The sequence below is a fragment of the Niallia sp. Sow4_A1 genome, from assembly GCF_052116745.1.
Classification (GTDB): domain Bacteria; phylum Bacillota; class Bacilli; order Bacillales; family Cytobacillaceae; genus Niallia; species Niallia hominis.
The window spans coordinates 39,724-55,487 of sequence record NZ_JBQKKM010000008.1 but is presented as its reverse complement, the minus strand read 5'-3'; the positions used below and the strand labels follow the sequence as shown (position 1 = coordinate 55,487).

Below are 15,764 nucleotides of genomic sequence, written 5' to 3'. Positions count from 1 at the left end.
TTTTGTTCATAATTTATTCATATATATTGGTTACTATGTATGTATAAAGACGTTAATTGAAATGAAAAGAAAATAAATTAATGGAAATAATTGTTCGAAATTAGAAATAGGAGGAGAACAAAAGATGAGTGATTATGAAAAAAGAAATGAATGGGAGAAAGAACTGCCAGAAGATAATCAACTGAACTTAAATACAGATGATTCTTCTGAAAAGAAGCAAGAACAAGCAAATGAGGAGGAGCCAAAACTTAAAGAGGAAACAGATATGCGACAAGAATCAGAACAGCCTATTTTATCTTCTGATATAGATGAACATATCCGTCTTGATAAAGAAGAGATGGAGGAAGTGAAAGCTACGGAACAAGCAATCGCAAGTTCAACTGAAGAAGGTAGAACAGAAAGAGCCCAATTCAATAGTAAAAAAGGTAATTCAAAAGCAAAAGGTTTCTTCTCTTTGTTGGCAGCAGGTATAGTAGGTTCCGCCTTAACTTTTTTTACAATTCCATATACTGATTTGTACAATGATTCTTATGATAAGCTGGAAAAGCAAGTGTCTGAGCTTTCTACTAAAGTGGAAAGCAAGCAAACAGGAGCCATTACAGCCAATACAACAGCCAATACAACAACTAGTGATGGGACAGTAGCTATTGCTGATATGGTAGAAGCTTCTTCTAAAGCAATCGTTGGAATTGAAAACCTTCAACAGCAACAGTCAAATCCATTTTCAGAAGAATCCAGTGATGTGGAGTCTGGGTCAGGTTCTGGCATAATTTTCAAAAAGGATGATCAGTATGCATATATTGTAACAAATAACCATGTTATTGAAGGGGCAAATTCATTAGAAATCTCTCTATATAGTGGAGAGAAAACGGATGCAAAATTGATTGGCGCAGATGCTTTAACCGATTTAGCTGTCGTAAGAATTGATGCCAAATATGCAACAGATGTCATTAATTTTGGAGATTCTTCTACACTAAGACCTGGAGATCAAGTATGGGCAATTGGTAATCCCCTTGGCTTAGAGCTATCTAGAACGGTAACACAAGGAATTGTTAGTGCGGTAGAACGAAGCATAACGGTTAATACATCTGCAGGCGATTGGGAATTCAATGTAATCCAAACAGATGCAGCGATAAATCCTGGTAATAGCGGAGGAGCTCTTATTAATTCTTCAGGAGAGGTAATAGGGATTAACAGTTTAAAAATTGCTGATTCTGGTGTAGAAGGATTAGGATTCGCAATCCCAAGTAATGATCTTATACCAATAGTAAATGATATTATTGAAAAAGGAAAAGTAGAGCGACCATATCTTGGGGTAGGATTAGCGAGCTTAGAGGAAGTTCCTAGAATGTATTTACAAGACCTACCAAACGAGGTTTCAGAAGGAGTAATGATTACAAATATTGATTCGAATTCTGCTGCTGCAGAGGCGGGCTTAAAAGTACAAGATGTGATTGTCTCTATTGATGGGAAAAAAATCACGAATTCAACCGATTTGCGTAAATATCTTTACACAGAAGTGAAAGTAGGAGACAAAGTCGAGTTAGAATTCTATAGAGATGGTAAATCGCAAAAAGTGGAATTAACATTAACAAGTAATAATACAACAAGTTAATCGACACGTTTCATGTGAAACATAAAAAAATTGTCGAAAAAATTCCATCTTATTTTAAAGGTAGGATGGAATTTTTTTAAATCTGTTAATAATTTCGTCATAATTATATGATAATATAATGTAAGAGTTATAATGGGGATATGCTCGTTATATCCAAAATTTTGTGCAGAGAGGATTTTAGCTTAATATGAAAAATAAAAAGGTTCTTATTCCTATTTTAGCGGTAGTACTAGTAGCGTTAATAATAGGAGCGGTTTATTTAACACAGCGAAGTGAAACGGTTGCAACAGTAGATAAGGAAAAAATTACGCAAGAACAATTAAATGAAGAGCTAAATAAGCAATATGGCGCAAGTGTATTAAGTATGATGATTTCTAATAAAGTTGTAGATCTGGAAGCTGATAAGGAAAAAGTGAAAGTAACTGATAAAGAAATCCAAGCAGAATTGGATAAGATGGTTGAACAATACGGTGGACAAGATACCTTTAATACATTATTAGCTCAAAATGGATTAACAGAAGATGTGTTTAAAGAGCAAATTGAGCAAAATTTAAAAGTAACAAAAATTCTTGAGCCTTCTATCGAAATCACAGATGATGAGATTAAAACATACTTTGAAGACAATAAAGAAAGTTTAGACACACCAGAGCAAGTAGAAGCAAGCCATATTTTAGTAGAAGATGAAGAAACAGCTAAAGAAGTGAAGAAGAAGCTAGATGAAGGTGGAGACTTTGCTGAATTAGCGAAAGAATATTCAACCGATACACAAACAAAAGAGAGTGGTGGAGAATTAGGTTATTTCTCTTCAGGACAAATGGTTGAAGAATTTGATAAAGCTGCTTTCGCTATGGATGTAGATGAAATTAGTGATCCAGTGAAAACAGATTATGGATATCATATTATTAAAGTTACTGGCAAACAAGAAGCAAAAGAAGCAACATTAGAAGAGTCAAAAGATCAAATTAAAGAAACATTATTAGATCAAAAAGTACAAGAGCAAGCTAGCACTTGGTTATCGGAGGCAACTGCAAAATATAAGATTGAAAATAAATTAGAAGCTGATGCTGAGTAAATAAAGAGGTTGTGACATAAGTGTCCTAGCCAAAAATTAGAGCCAAACAATTACACGAAAATTTTCGTATAGTTGTTTGGCTTTTTTATGAGCTTTTTTTAATAAAGTGGACTAATATCAACATTCGCAGGCAGCTCAAATGGGTTCTTACCATTGATATGATCAAAAAATAATATCCCATTTAAATGATCTATTTCATGCTGAAAAACGATTGCTTCATAATCCTTCAATTTAATTTTTACTTCTTCCCCATTAATAGTATAAGCTCGAACGGTTATTCTTCGGTAGCGCGGAACATAGCCTACGATTGGTCGATCAATGGAAAGGCAGCCTTCGCTTTCCGGTATAAAGGTCATGGCAGTAGAATGACTAATTATTTTTGGATTAATGAGCATAAATTCCAACGGTTCGCCATGTTCTTGTTTTATATATGCGGCAAACATTCGTTTATTTAATCCAATTTGATTAGCTGAGAGGCCAACACCAGCCCGTAATTGATATTTTTCTGATAGGACAGGATCCTGACTATTTTTCAAGTATTGCAACATGCATTCAAGCTCTTCTCGATCCTCTTTCGTAGGAGGAATCGTAACTTCTTTTGTTTTTTCCCGAAGGATGGGGTCGCCTTCTCTTACGATATCCTCCATTTTTATGATGTAATCTTTTGTAAATTTACTCATGTAATAACTCATCTCCACAAATATTGTATATAAGTAAAATAGCAGAAGGTAGTTAGTATGTCTATTCGTAAAGCATATAAGTAGGTAAATTTGAGTTTTTTGATGGAAAGGTTCTAGCAACAAAACGGTGATAATTTTAGTAGAAAGCTTACATATAAAACAATGAACAGGAAAGGATATAAAAGATATAAAATAATTATCTAAAATGGAAAGGAAGAATAAAATGAAAAAAATGATGCTAATAATGCTAGCTTTTGTAGTAGCATTAACAGGCTTTGGTTCATTGACTAGTGCAGCTCCATCCCTGGCAACACCAGACAAAAAGGAAATATCTCAAGAAGATACACAGTTTTTAAAAGAAATGGCAAAAAGTCTTGGCATTAAAACAGAAGGAAAAGATCCTATTGCAATAAAAAAAGAAATTCATGAGGTATTAATAAAGAAAGAGGCAGAAAAATTAGGAATCAAAACAGAAGGAAAAGATATACAAAAGATAGCGATGGAAGTACATACTGCTCACTTAAAGGAAGAAGCAAAATCGCTTGGAATTAACACAGAAGGAAAAGATGGCAAAACATTGATGAAAGAAGTATTTGAGGCGAAAATTTCGAAAAAGGCTAAAGAGTTAGGAATCGATACAAAAGGAAAGAATATGCAGAAATTGGGTAAAGAGGTTCACGAAAAAATGATTATGGTGGAAGCAGAAAAGCTGAAGATCAAAACAGAAGGAAAGGATTTAAAGCAAATTGCTGATGAGATAAGAGATTCACAAATTATTAGTAAAGCGAAAGAGCTAGGGCTAGATACGAAAAATAAGGAGCCAAAAGAATTATTAAAGGAAATGATGATTAAGCATCCTGAGGAAGTGAAAAAGTTAAAGCTATTTCCATCATATGGGCAACATTTCATGTTTAAAAAGCACCATAAAATGAAACGAGAAGACTAAAAATCAAGCGGAAAAATCACTTATAATGTCAGGTGGTTTTTCTTTTTTATTTATACGTTCTATATATTGAACATATAAACAGGTTACAATTTTTCAAAATTTGGGAAAAGAATAGAAAAAACCAATAATATACAATGTTTGGGCAAAAGGATATTTTCTCCAAAAAAATAGGAAAGGTGACTAAGTGTTCAATATATTGAAATGAATCCTTTGACCTATTAACATACAGAGTTTTGAAACGTTTTATCTATTTTTCAAAAAAAAATAGATAAATACATGTTATTTTCCTGAAGGATTAGTATGCTTAAATTAGCAGACTTAATCAGTAATAATTTATTAATTGAAAATTTACACAAAAATTTTCATAGAAATAGGAAGTAATTATTTAAGGGAAAGAAATCTGTTAAGTACCTGCAGTAAAATGGGAGTAATAGGAGGAATAAAGATTGAAACAATATTCCAAACTACGAATTACGGAAAAAGATGATAATATTTATAAGGCACTGTGTGATTTGTATAAGGAAAAAGGGGAAAAAGTAGGGATTGGACCTACTGAGATTGGAATAAGAGTTGGAAGAGATTCTTATGATGCTTCTGCGTATTGCAATGCATCTTTAAAAAAGCTAATTCATTTCAAAAAAATAGAAAAAGTAGATAGTGGAAAATACATACCAATCGATTAAAAACAGCTGTAGGAAAAACGAGTAAGAGGGAATTTTTCTTAAAAGGGTACCATGGGATAATTGGAGGCGTTATTATTCATAATTTATGGATAATCTCATCGACAACGTTCTTAGAGTGGTAACCTAATTAAGGGGAATTCTTTTTTGTTTTTTGGGAAATTAATCTAACTAGAAAGTTGCTAAGTATGTATTTTTTTGTAAATAAAAAATGATGAAATACAACAAAAAATGATTGCATGTTATACAAAGTATTGTATAATAATTGGGTAAAAGTAAACTTTAAGTTTATAAATACCAAACTTTTATGTCTTTGTGTTTACTATTTCTAAACAAAAAGTAGGTTGAATGATGGAAATTGGCAAAAAAATAAAAAATTTACGGTTGAAAAAAGGACTTACACAAGAAGAATTAGGGGAACGAACGGATTTAAGTAAAGGGTATATATCCCAGCTAGAGAGAGATTTAAGTTCTCCTTCTATTGAAACGTTTTTTACTATTTTAGAGGTATTAGGATGTACACCAAAAGAATTCTTTGATGATGATGAACGAAAGCAAAAAGTTATATATACAGAGGACGATATCACCGATTTTTTTGATGAGGAAAAAGGCTATCGCATTCAATGGCTAGTACCAGAATCGAATGAAAAGGAAATGGAACCAATCCGGTTATTCTTTTATCAGCATGGAGAATTTAAACAATTTGAACCATCTCTATCGGAAACATTTGCCTATGTAGTGGAAGGCGAAGTATTGCTTAAATTAGGAAAGCAAGAGTATAAGGCAAAAAAAGGGGAATCTATTTATTATCATGCTACAGAAGAACACCAACTAGTGAATTTAGCAGATGGTGTAACAGAATTGATTCTCGTAGTTACCGAATCTTACTTATAAGGAAGGATTTTTTTGCTAATAAAATACTGTTTACTTTAGATTTAGCTGCTTTGTAAACAGAGGGAGCTTTAAAGACGATAAAGGGCTGTCAACAGCAATCTTACAAAATAATAGATAAAGAGGAGGATATTATGTCTGAGCAGCATATTATTCGATTTGAAAATGTAACAAAAAATTATGATCAAGATACAACTGTTCTAAAGAATGTAAGCTTTGAAATTGAAAGAGGTAAATTTTATACCTTGCTTGGACCATCTGGCTGCGGGAAAACGACTGTTTTACGATTAATTGCCGGATTTATGGAACCTACAGATGGAAATATTTACTTTAATGGGAAGCAGATTAATAAAATTCCAGCCAATAAGAGACAAGTAAATACAGTTTTTCAGGATTATGCGCTTTTCCCCCATTTAAATGTATTTGAAAATGTGGCCTTTGGTCTGCGCATAAAAAAATGGAAGAAGCAAGTAATTGAAAACAAGGTGAAAGAAGCGCTTCGTTTCGTCAATTTAGAAGGCTATGAGAATAGAGAAATCAGTGAAATGTCTGGTGGGCAGAGACAACGTGTTGCTATAGCTAGGGCCATTGTAAATGAACCAGAGATTATTCTTCTAGATGAACCATTATCCGCATTGGATTTGAAGCTTCGCACGGAAATGCAGTATGAACTTAGAGAATTACAAAGAAGATTAGGTATTACCTTCATCTTTGTTACACATGACCAAGAAGAAGCATTGGCGATGTCGGATGAAATCTTCGTTTTAAACAAAGGACGAATCGAGCAAAGTGGAACACCAATAGATATTTATGATGAACCAATTAATCGCTTTGTTGCAGATTTTATCGGTGAATCCAATATTGTTCCTGGATTGATGAAAAAAGATTTTATTGTCCATTTTGGAAGCAAAACGTTTGATTGTGTGGATGGTGGATTTAATGAAAATGAAGCAGTGGAAGTAGTAATTCGCCCCGAGGATTTAGAAATTTCATCTGTTGAGGCAGGAAAGCTAAAGGTAAAAGTAGACTCTCAATTATTTAGAGGAGTCCATTATGAGATTTGTGGCTATGATGAAGACGGAAATGAGTGGCTTGTCCATTCCACAAAGAAAGCTACTGTTGGAACCGAAATTGGTCTTTACTTTGAGCCAGAAGCCATTCATGTTATGCGACTAGGAGAAACAGAGGAAGAATTTGATAAGCGACTAGAAGCGTATGAGGGTGTAGTCAATGAAAAGTAATACAAAATGGTATACTTTCCCATATTATCTTTGGATTGCACTCTTTGTCATTGCCCCAGTTGCACTGGTTGTCTATTATTCATTCTTTGATATTGAAGGGGCATTTACGTTTGAAAATTATCAGAAGTTCTTTACACCTGTTTATTTAAAGATGACATTAAGTTCCTTTTGGTATGCATTTTTAATCACATTCTTTTCCTTGCTAATTGCATATCCTACCGCTTATTTATTGACGAAAACAAAGCATAAGCAATTATGGCTGTTATTAATTATATTACCTTCCTGGATTAATCTTTTATTAAAAGCTTATGCTTTTTTAGGGATATTTGGAACACATGGTGCAGCAAATCAAATGCTGGACTTTCTGGGAATAGGCGAGCAACAGCTATTATTTACAGACTTTAGTTTCCTATTTGTAAGTGTATATATATTTATACCTTTTATGATTCTTCCTATTTTTAATGCATTAGAGAAGTTAAATCCTAGCCTAGTTGATGCTTCCCAGGATTTAGGAGCATCTTCTTGGACGACGTTTAAAAAGGTAATATTCCCACTTACAATAAATGGAGTGAAATCAGGGTGCCAAGCTGTATTTATTCCGGCTTTATCACTATTTATGATTACACGCCTAATTGCAGGTAATCGTGTGATTACATTAGGAACTGCAATAGAACAGCATTTCCTTATTACACAAGATTGGGGAATGGGTTCAACAATTGCTGTATTTTTGATTATTAGCATGATTATTATCATGGTTCTTACAGGGAACAGAAAGAGAGGGGTATAAAAATGAAAAAGCTATCAAAATTATCTGTTCTCTATTTATGTATTGTTTTTGTCATTTTATATGCTCCAATCTTTTATTTAATCTTCTATTCCTTTAATAGTGGAGGAACCATGCATGATTTCGATTCCTTTACATTTGATTGGTATAAAGAACTATTTCAGGATACAAGATTACTAGTGATCGTTTTAAATACGATAATAATTGCCCTTTTATCTGCAGCAATTTCAACCATTATAGGGGTACTTGGAGCGATTAGTATTTCCATGATGAGGAAAAAGGGTCTTCGAAATTCTATTTTATCCTTAAATAATGTTCTAATAGTAAGTCCAGACGTTATTATTGGTGCGTCTTTCTTAATTTTCTTTACTATCATTGGAATTAAACTAGGTTTCTTTTCCGTACTATTATCACATATTGCCTTCTCGATTCCGATTGTTGTCATTATGGTATTACCAAAGCTAGAAGAAATGAGCCCAACTTTAGTTGATGCAGCATTAGATCTTGGAGCAAGCTGGAAGGATGTTCTTACAAAAGTTATCATTCCTTATATCTCACCGGGGATATTTGCTGGATTCTTTATGGCGTTGACATACTCCTTAGACGATTTTGCTGTAACATTCTTTGTAACTGGTAATGGATTTACGACGCTGTCTGTGGAAATCTACTCTTTAGCAAGAAGAGGTATTTCTTTAAATATAAATGCATTATCAACCTTGTTATTCTTATTCACGCTGCTTCTTGTGATTGGCTATTATTTCATTACGCAACGTGTCAATAAAGCTTCGCAAGCGGGGGTGAGAAAATGAAGTCTCTAATTCGCGGATTAATTACTATCTTTGCACTGTCTTTCATTCTTTTATTTATTGTTAATCAATTAAATTCAAGCAGAGGGTATACAAGTGGTAATACATTGACAGTATATAACTGGGGAGATTATATCGATGCAGATTTAATTACTAAATTTGAAGAAGAAACAGGAATTAAGGTTATCTATGAAACCTTTGATTCCAATGAAGCGATGATGACAAAAATTCAGCAGGGAGGAACAAGCTATGATATTGCGATTCCCTCTGAATATATGATTGATAAAATGAAGGAAGAGGATTTATTAATTCCGATTGACCATGCTAAAGTTCCTAATTTGAAAAACATAGATAGTCGATTTATGAATCTATCCTTTGATCCAGACAATAAATTTTCGATTCCGTACTTTTGGGGAACAGTTGGAATTGTCTATAATCCAACGATGCTTGGTGGAAAAGAAATTACTTCTTGGAATGATTTATGGGATAAAGATTTAAAAAATGAAATTATGCTTATAGATGGTGCCCGTGAAATTATGGGGATGAGCTTAAATAGCTTGCATTACTCTTTAAATGATAAAGATCATGAGCATTTGAAGGAAGCAAAGGAAAAATTAGATATGTTAACGCCGAATGTAAAAGCGATTGTTGGAGACGAAATTCGAATGCTCATTGAAAATGAAGAAGCATCTATCGGTGTCTTATGGTCTGGAATGGCAGCTGAGATTATGTGGGAAAATGAAGAGGTAGAATATGTTGTTCCAGAAGAAGGCTCTAATCTTTGGTTCGATAATATGGTTATTCCCAAAACGGCAAAGAATGTGGATGGAGCTCATCAGTTTATTAATTTTATGCTGGATGCCCAAAACGCTGCGCAAAATACAGAATATGTTGGCTATTCAACCCCAAACAAGGCAGCGATGGAATTTTTGCCAGAAGACATTACTGGGGATGAGCGCTTCTATCCTGATGAAAAAATGACTTCAAAATTAGAAGTGTATGAGAACCTAGGTCATCGTTCATTAGCGGAGTATAATGATTTATTCCTAGAGTTTAAAATGCATCGAAAGTAAATAACGGAAAGAAAACAGTTCGCTAAACTATAGTGAACTGTTTTTTACTTCTAAAGGGATGTTAATCTGTATCCCCTTTATGTGAAAACAGCTTATTAAACAATTTCTCTACATTTTTGTATGCAACCTGACTATACGGAAAATACTAACGGAAAACAAGGTGGGTTATAAAATGAAAAAAATAATATGGTTCTTGTGTTTTCTTTCCTTTCCGTTAGGGATTTCCGCACAAGAGGTGGATTCCTCTAAGAATCAAGTGAGAAAGGAACTTGCAATCGTTATTGATGATTTTGGTAATAATATGAAAGGAACAGATGAGATGCTCAACTTACCTGTTCCCATTACGGTTGCTATTATGCCTTTTCTTTCCACAAGTAAAGAAGATGCTATTCGTGCACATAAAAAGGGACATGAAGTAATTGTTCATCTGCCATTAGAACCGAAAAAAGGAAAAAAAAGCTGGCTTGGACCTGGTGCTATTACAACAGATTTATCAAATGAGGAAATTAGAAAGCGAGTTAAGGGTGCTATAGAAAGCATTCCTTATGCAGTGGGAATGAATCATCATATGGGGTCAAAGGCAACGGAAGATGAAAGGGTAATGAGAATTATCCTAGAGGAGTGTCATAAGCATAATCTTTACTATTTAGACAGTAAGACAACAAATAAAAGTGTTATAAAAGAGTTAGCAGAGGAACTCCATGTACCTTATTTAGAAAATGATCTCTTTTTTGATCATATTTACACAAATCAGCATATTGCTAAACAAGCTAGTAGGTTAGCCAAAAGGCTAGATAAGGAGCAGGAGTTTATTGCTATTGGCCATGTAGGAATCTCTGGTCCTTCTGTAGTAAGTGTTTTAAAAGAATACATTCCAGTCTATCAAAAGGATGCTGATATTGTACCGCTTTCTACACTAGTAGAAGGCTATGAACTGCTTGATACTGATTTACCATAAGAAAAAGAGCAAAATCATCACGCTATATCGAAATCGATATATAACGCTGATTTGTACTCTCTTAATTAGATTAAACTATGAAACGGGTTTCATAACAATAGCTGTTTTTGAAAAAAATGACAAAATACATGTTGCTTTATAGAAAAAGGAGACAGACCGTTTTTCTAGTCTGCCTCCTTCTTTGCAATGTATTAATTATTTAGAGAATTATCATCATTTGGTTTTTGGATAGATGTTTGATCGATTTTTGTATCTAGTTTATCCAATCTTTTTTTGGCAAAGTCTTTGCCTCCGAGACCAAATGCTAATCCAAATGCTAAAGCAAGTCCGCCTAGGATTAGGATAAAGGCAGAATTCACAATAGAAGATGCTACCCCTAATTGGTCAAGTGCCATAAAAACGGAAATGGTAATGATCGCATATTTTGCAATTACCGGTAAAAGCTTGAAGTGAGCGCCTTGTAAAACACTGCTTAACAATTTCTGGACAAGATAGCCTAACCATAAGCCTACGCCAATGATTACTATTGCAGCGAGAACCATTGGTAAATAAGCAATAACAGCAGTTGATAAGGTTACTAAAAATTCTAGTCCTACTATATTTAATGCCTGTACTGCTAATAAGAAAACAATCAGGATTTGTACGATAGAACCAATAATATTTGAAATACTAGTATTAGGGTTAATTCCCATTTTTCGTACATAAGTATCTAGACTAAGCTTTACCAATAAGGTAACAACCATTTGCTTTACCCATTTTCCTATCCAAATGCCTACTAAGATGAGGATAATGGCAATAGCGATATTCGGAATCATTGTTAATATATCATTTAACATGTTAATAGCTGGCTGGGAGATTCCTTGAATATCTAACTTCTCAAGCGCTGATATAACAGTTGGGATGAGAATGAAAATAAATACAATGTTGCCAATAACAGAAGATAGGCTTACATTCTCTAAAAGCTTGCTTATGCCTAATCGATTAGCTAAAGAATCTGTACCAATTGTTTGTAAGAAGTTTGTTAGAATGGTACGAACAATCTTTGCAACAAACCAACCGACTAAGACGATTAGTGCAGCTGCTAGTAGCTTTGGTAAAAAGGCAAGTATGTTTTGAAGCATATTGGCAAATGGTTCGGAAACACCATATAAATTTAGTGCATCTAATACTGCAGGTAAGAATAACAATAGGACTAAGTAGAAAACAATATTTGCGACTTTATCCATTATATTTTGCGGGTTATTCTTTTCTGTAAGATTCCATTTTTGCAGTTTCTCATGGACCTTTAAGGTAGATCCTGTTTTTTTAATAAGGAATTTTAACCCAGTTGCGATGATCCATGCTACCACAAGAATCAATCCGGCTTTTAGAATATTAGGAATAGCTCCAAGTATAGAGGACAGCATATTCACTAATGGAGAAGTAATAGCCGTTAAATTTAAAATATTAAAGAATAGGGAAAAGACGAAAACCAATAATAAGTAAAACACGATTTTACTAATAATTTTTTCAGATGAATATTTTCGTGGTTTTCCTTCTGGGAAAATTTTATCATCCAATTTTGTTTTCTGTAGTCCTTTATATAGGGCTTTTTCAATAATTTTAGCAACAATCCACCCTATGATTAAAACAACCACAGCTAAAATAAAATCTGGTAGCTTGTCCCAAAAGGAATTCCAATTCCAATTATAGTTCATATCCTTCACTCCTTGTTTTTAATTTATACTACTAATACCCAGCGAGTGAAGGATTAAACGTTGTATATAATAGAGCTTCTAATCAAGAATATATATAAAAAAAGAGAAGAGCTTAATGATAGCCTTCTCATTTAGGGTGCAATATTTTTTGTTAATAGGTTTATTTTAGGGCTTTTTCTTCAAAATCATAAAGGCAATCATTACTACCTACCATGATTAGAATATCTCCTTTAAGGATTACTTCATTTGCCGATGGAGAGACGATTGTTTCTCCTGCTCGCTGGATGCCAATAATTGTACAGCCATATTTTGCACGTACGTCTAAGTCTAAAATGGATTTATTATGTATTTTAGCTGAAGCCACCATTTCGACAATTCCGTGTTCTTTCGAAAGCTGAATATAATCAATCATACTGTCGGAAATAACGTGATGGGCAATTCTTTTTGCCATATCCTGTTCCGGATGAATCACACGGTCAGCACCAATCTTCTCTAAAACACGTTTATGATATACATCTGCTGCTTTTACCCAAACTTGGCTAATGCCCATTTCTTTTAAAAGCATAGTAGTAAGGGTGCTAGATTCTACATCATCTCCAAATGAAACAAAGGCATGATCAAAGTTTCGAATACCGATTTGTGTTAGTGATGCTTCGGTAATATTCGTCATTTGTACGCAGAGTGTAGCGAATGCTCGATATTTTTCCACTTTTTCCAACGACTGATCGATTGCTAATACTTCTGCTCCCATTTTATGAAACTCTTCTACTAAACTGCCACCAAAGCTGCCTAGTCCTATCACTACAAATTGTTTTTTCATACTTACCCTCCTAGGGATGAAAAAATACATACTTTGCCATCATTATACTTTTTTATAGAAAAGAAATAAAATAATTTTTCTTTTTTGATAGGGAAAATAGTATTGGGGAAGAGGGGTTTCCTTCCAAATAAAAACCACTTTTTCGTTAGAAAGAAAAAGTGGTTTAACTATGTTTATTCAGAAAGATACGCTGTTAACATCCATAAATGTTTCTCAATTTTGCCAATTAGATCGACTGCTAAATCATTTGTAATTACATCTTCTAATTCATCTGCATGTTCTGCTAATGCTTTTAATTGTGTGTTAATTTGGCTGTAATCTTCTACTAAAGATTTTACCATTTCGTTGGCAGTTAGTTTCTCTGTACTTTCTTTTAATGTTGAAGTTTCGATAAATTCTTGTAATGTTGAAACAGGTTTTCCACCAATTGCAAGAAGGCGTTCTGCGATTTCGTCTACTGCTTCAGCAGCCTCGTCGTACAATTCCTCAAATTTTTCATGAAGTGTGAAGAAAAAAGGCCCTTTTACATACCAGTGATGTTGATGAAGTTTTGTGTATAATACGCTCCAGTTAGCAATTTGTACGTTTAGTTCTTTTTGTAATTCAACTTTTGTTTGTAATCCCATTTTAACAAACTCCCTTCGATTGATTATATATTAATTATAACAAATATTAATTTAAAATCAATATTTATTTATAATTATTACAATTTATTTTTAAAACAAATGAAAAACGCTTGTCATCTCAATAGGTGAAGGAGGGGGTAGATTTTTACTTTTTATTTTTTGTTGTCCTATAAAAATTTATACCCCAATTAGACCGGAAAGGAAACAAAAGGAAGAAAGAATTCATGAAATGGACATATTTAAAAGAGGATGGGACAAAACTAAATAACTAATCTTTAAAGACGAACAATCTTTAATCCAGCTCTTAAATAAAGCTACTTTATTTTTTAAAAATATAGTTAAGTGTAAAAACTAAGTCGTTCCATTGCGCTACAGACGCACGATGCGCCGGGGAGGAAGCTGAGCCTCCTCGCTGCGCTGCGGGGTCTAAAGCTTCTCTATTTCCCGCAGGAGTCGAGCGACCTCCGCTCCATTTCACTTCGTTTTTAAACATTTTCCAAAAAACAAACACGAACTATAATATAATTATTTTGCATTATAGTTCGTGTTTGTTGTTGGTTTAAATACTTATGTCCCAGCCTCTTAACGGCAAAACATGATTCTCAATTTAAAAAGATAGAGAATTGCTAGAAAACATATAGGACTTATAATGATAACGAATGCTAAAAATGAGTCCCATTGCCATCATATTCGTCATTAATGAGCTACCTCCATAACTAATAAATGGAAGGGGGATGCCTGTTATTGGTAACAACTGTATCGTCATCCCGATGTTTTCGAATACATGGAAGGTTATCATGCTAATCACTCCAACAGTAATATAAATACTGTAAGGATCAGCTGTTTTTAATGCTGTTCTCACAAGGTGATAAATTAAGAAAAAATAAAGAATGATAACAATACTGCCACCAATAAAACCGTATTCTTCTCCGATAATGGTGAAAATAAAATCTGTATGTCTTTCGGGGATATATACTTCCTCATTTCCTAATCCTTTTCCGCTAATTAGGCCAGAACCTATTGCCATTAGGGATTTAACTAACTGCAATCCTGCATCCCCCGCATTATGGGGATCAAGCCAAGAGCTAATACGATCGAATTGATAGGGATCGACTCCCAAATATTTTTCTAACAGTTCTCGCCCAAAGATAGCTAAGTAGAAAACGATAGAACCAAAGGCGGCAGCTGATCCATATAACGGAATAAGAATTTTCCATGAAATTCCTGATACTAGCATCATGCCAATTAAGATTGCCATTAGCACGAGGGTTGTACCAAAGTCCTGTACAATGACTAAACCAATCGGTATTCCAGCCACAATTCCAAGCTTACACATTAAAATAAAGTCAGTTAAGAGCGACTTATAAATAGTTTTCTTATGATGATTCGTTATAACTTTTGCGATTGCTAAAATATAAAAAATCTTCATATATTCAGATGGTTGAATACTACCAATGTGAGGAATGACATACCAGCTTTGGGCTCCACCCCTTTTAGGAGTAAAATCGGTTACTGGGGCAAATAAAAGACCAATTAGTAATAATGCTCCTATCCCATAAAGAATCCACGTTATTTGTTGAATCTGTTCATTATCAAAATACATAATAATAGCAATGACAATAGAACCAATTGCATACCACATAATTTGTGATTGTAAGTAGGAAGCGTTTGCGCTGTATATAGCAATACAGCTAACTAAACAAAATAACATAAGCAAAAGACATAATGTCCAATCGAAACGTTCGGAAAATCCTTTTTTCGTTCTCATTCTAGCAAACCCCTAGTTCAAATTTCTTATATTTATATAGACGGAAGAGAAGGTGAATTTGTTTCCTTATTTTTCATAATCCAGTGAAAATATTGGTTTGTATCTAA

Annotated in this window: 15 protein-coding genes; 10 read left to right on the top strand and 5 right to left on the bottom strand. The window is 33.7% G+C overall.

Features of this window, described 5'->3' with window-relative positions; genetic code table 11:
- Positions 1-124 precede the first annotated feature (124 nt).
- Both ACTQ5K_RS06535 and ACTQ5K_RS06530 read left to right on the top strand, forming a co-directional pair.
- A complete protein-coding gene (locus ACTQ5K_RS06535; RefSeq protein ID WP_251627855.1) occupies positions 125-1,615 on the top strand; it encodes a S1C family serine protease in 1,491 nt (496 codons plus the stop codon).
- Positions 1,616-1,802: 187 nt separating this feature from the next.
- Complete coding sequence (locus ACTQ5K_RS06530) at positions 1,803-2,687, top strand: peptidylprolyl isomerase (RefSeq protein WP_031536259.1); 885 nt, start codon at positions 1,803-1,805, stop codon at positions 2,685-2,687.
- Positions 2,688-2,785: 98 nt separating this feature from the next.
- On the opposite strand, the gene def is transcribed toward ACTQ5K_RS06530, so the two are convergent.
- Positions 2,786-3,367, bottom strand: a complete 582-nt coding sequence (gene def / locus ACTQ5K_RS06525) for a peptide deformylase (protein ID WP_031536260.1) — start codon at positions 3,365-3,367, stop codon at positions 2,786-2,788.
- A gap of 223 nt (positions 3,368-3,590) precedes the next feature.
- Here def and ACTQ5K_RS06520 point away from each other — a divergent pair, with 223 nt between their 5' ends.
- The 8 genes from ACTQ5K_RS06520 (at position 3,591) to ACTQ5K_RS06485 (ending at position 10,746) form a co-directional block, all read left to right on the top strand.
- Positions 3,591-4,313 carry a hypothetical protein gene (locus tag ACTQ5K_RS06520; protein WP_031536261.1) on the top strand — a complete coding sequence of 241 codons (723 nt, stop codon included), beginning with the start codon at positions 3,591-3,593 and terminating at the stop codon, positions 4,311-4,313.
- 446 nt (positions 4,314-4,759) lie between these two features.
- Positions 4,760-4,996 (top strand): hypothetical protein, encoded by a 237-nt coding sequence (locus ACTQ5K_RS06515; protein ID WP_031536262.1) that lies wholly within the window; start codon positions 4,760-4,762, stop codon positions 4,994-4,996.
- Positions 4,997-5,344: 348 nt separating this feature from the next.
- Positions 5,345-5,887, top strand: coding sequence for a helix-turn-helix domain-containing protein (locus ACTQ5K_RS06510; protein ID WP_031536263.1), 543 nt, complete (start codon positions 5,345-5,347; stop codon positions 5,885-5,887).
- 131 nt (positions 5,888-6,018) lie between these two features.
- Complete coding sequence (locus tag ACTQ5K_RS06505) at positions 6,019-7,125, top strand: ABC transporter ATP-binding protein (RefSeq protein WP_251627853.1); 1,107 nt, start codon at positions 6,019-6,021, stop codon at positions 7,123-7,125.
- Positions 7,115-7,912: an ABC transporter permease gene (locus tag ACTQ5K_RS06500; RefSeq protein WP_251627851.1), complete on the top strand. Its 798-nt coding sequence runs from the start codon at positions 7,115-7,117 to the stop codon at positions 7,910-7,912. Before ACTQ5K_RS06505 ends, ACTQ5K_RS06500 begins: the two co-directional genes overlap by 11 nt.
- A gap of 2 nt (positions 7,913-7,914) precedes the next feature.
- Complete coding sequence (locus tag ACTQ5K_RS06495) at positions 7,915-8,718, top strand: ABC transporter permease (RefSeq protein ID WP_031536266.1); 804 nt, start codon at positions 7,915-7,917, stop codon at positions 8,716-8,718.
- Positions 8,715-9,788, top strand: coding sequence for an ABC transporter substrate-binding protein (locus ACTQ5K_RS06490; RefSeq protein ID WP_031536267.1), 1,074 nt, complete (start codon positions 8,715-8,717; stop codon positions 9,786-9,788). The genes ACTQ5K_RS06495 and ACTQ5K_RS06490 overlap by 4 nt, the downstream gene beginning before the upstream one ends.
- Before the next feature lie 172 nt (positions 9,789-9,960).
- A complete protein-coding gene (locus ACTQ5K_RS06485; protein ID WP_031536268.1) occupies positions 9,961-10,746 on the top strand; it encodes a divergent polysaccharide deacetylase family protein in 786 nt (261 codons plus the stop codon).
- A 191-nt stretch (positions 10,747-10,937) separates the two neighbouring features.
- Here the strand turns inward: ACTQ5K_RS06485 and ACTQ5K_RS06480 are convergent, their stop codons facing one another.
- The 4 genes from ACTQ5K_RS06480 to ACTQ5K_RS06465 all read right to left on the bottom strand — a co-directional run bounded on the left by ACTQ5K_RS06480 (position 10,938) and on the right by ACTQ5K_RS06465 (position 15,657).
- Complete coding sequence (locus ACTQ5K_RS06480; protein ID WP_031536269.1) at positions 10,938-12,443, bottom strand: mechanosensitive ion channel; 1,506 nt, start codon at positions 12,441-12,443, stop codon at positions 10,938-10,940.
- A 160-nt stretch (positions 12,444-12,603) separates the two neighbouring features.
- Positions 12,604-13,263: a potassium channel family protein gene (locus ACTQ5K_RS06475; protein ID WP_031536270.1), complete on the bottom strand. Its 660-nt coding sequence runs from the start codon at positions 13,261-13,263 to the stop codon at positions 12,604-12,606.
- Positions 13,264-13,436: 173 nt separating this feature from the next.
- Positions 13,437-13,889, bottom strand: a complete 453-nt coding sequence (locus tag ACTQ5K_RS06470; RefSeq protein WP_031536271.1) for a Dps family protein — start codon at positions 13,887-13,889, stop codon at positions 13,437-13,439.
- A 607-nt stretch (positions 13,890-14,496) separates the two neighbouring features.
- Positions 14,497-15,657 (bottom strand): FtsW/RodA/SpoVE family cell cycle protein, encoded by a 1,161-nt coding sequence (locus ACTQ5K_RS06465; RefSeq protein ID WP_235252103.1) that lies wholly within the window; start codon positions 15,655-15,657, stop codon positions 14,497-14,499.
- Positions 15,658-15,764 lie beyond the last annotated feature (107 nt).

What these genes read in the sequence shown, in the direction of transcription:
- ACTQ5K_RS06535 (WP_251627855.1), top strand. Translation starts at nt 125, where the DNA reads ATGAGTGATTATGAAAAAAGAAATGAATGGGAGAAAGAACTGCCAGAA.
- ACTQ5K_RS06530 (WP_031536259.1), top strand. Translation starts at nt 1,803, where the DNA reads ATGAAAAATAAAAAGGTTCTTATTCCTATTTTAGCGGTAGTACTAGTA.
- def (WP_031536260.1), bottom strand. Translation starts at nt 3,367, where the DNA reads ATGAGTAAATTTACAAAAGATTACATCATAAAAATGGAGGATATCGTA.
- ACTQ5K_RS06520 (WP_031536261.1), top strand. Translation starts at nt 3,591, where the DNA reads ATGAAAAAAATGATGCTAATAATGCTAGCTTTTGTAGTAGCATTAACA.
- ACTQ5K_RS06510 (WP_031536263.1), top strand. Translation starts at nt 5,345, where the DNA reads ATGGAAATTGGCAAAAAAATAAAAAATTTACGGTTGAAAAAAGGACTT.
- ACTQ5K_RS06505 (WP_251627853.1), top strand. Translation starts at nt 6,019, where the DNA reads ATGTCTGAGCAGCATATTATTCGATTTGAAAATGTAACAAAAAATTAT.
- ACTQ5K_RS06500 (WP_251627851.1), top strand. Translation starts at nt 7,115, where the DNA reads ATGAAAAGTAATACAAAATGGTATACTTTCCCATATTATCTTTGGATT.
- ACTQ5K_RS06495 (WP_031536266.1), top strand. Translation starts at nt 7,915, where the DNA reads ATGAAAAAGCTATCAAAATTATCTGTTCTCTATTTATGTATTGTTTTT.
- ACTQ5K_RS06490 (WP_031536267.1), top strand. Translation starts at nt 8,715, where the DNA reads ATGAAGTCTCTAATTCGCGGATTAATTACTATCTTTGCACTGTCTTTC.
- ACTQ5K_RS06485 (WP_031536268.1), top strand. Translation starts at nt 9,961, where the DNA reads ATGAAAAAAATAATATGGTTCTTGTGTTTTCTTTCCTTTCCGTTAGGG.
- ACTQ5K_RS06480 (WP_031536269.1), bottom strand. Translation starts at nt 12,443, where the DNA reads ATGAACTATAATTGGAATTGGAATTCCTTTTGGGACAAGCTACCAGAT.
- ACTQ5K_RS06475 (WP_031536270.1), bottom strand. Translation starts at nt 13,263, where the DNA reads ATGAAAAAACAATTTGTAGTGATAGGACTAGGCAGCTTTGGTGGCAGT.
- ACTQ5K_RS06470 (WP_031536271.1), bottom strand. Translation starts at nt 13,889, where the DNA reads ATGGGATTACAAACAAAAGTTGAATTACAAAAAGAACTAAACGTACAA.
- ACTQ5K_RS06465 (WP_235252103.1), bottom strand. Translation starts at nt 15,657, where the DNA reads ATGAGAACGAAAAAAGGATTTTCCGAACGTTTCGATTGGACATTATGT.